This window comes from Mesorhizobium sp. GbtcB19 (assembly GCF_019091085.1).
Classification (GTDB): domain Bacteria; phylum Pseudomonadota; class Alphaproteobacteria; order Rhizobiales; family Rhizobiaceae; genus Mesorhizobium.
In genome coordinates, this window is record NZ_JAGXJY010000420.1 from 1 (window position 1) to 243 (window position 243).

At 70.0% G+C, this 243-nt stretch carries 1 protein-coding gene; it reads right to left on the reverse strand.

The genetic code is table 11. The annotated features are described in order from the left end of the window. On the reverse strand, positions 1-243 hold a 243-nt coding region (locus tag KVT37_RS32630), incomplete at both ends, for a WD40 repeat domain-containing protein (protein ID WP_368860649.1).

A 243-nucleotide genomic window follows, 5' to 3' on the forward strand; every position in this document is an offset into this window, starting at 1 on the left:
CCCCGCCAGCCGGCCCAACGCCGATGGGGGGGGCGATTCCGCCGGTCAAAACCGGGCCGTCGGGGGCGAAGGCGACCGAATAGGTCGGGCCGGTGCCGGGATCGAATTCGGCGATCTCCGCGCCGGTGTCCATGTTCCAGATGCGCGCCGTGCCCTCGGGCGAGACGGAGCCGAGACGCTTGCCGTCGGAAGAGAAACACAGCGCATAGACGGTGCCGGAATGGCCCTCGAAACGGCGCACCT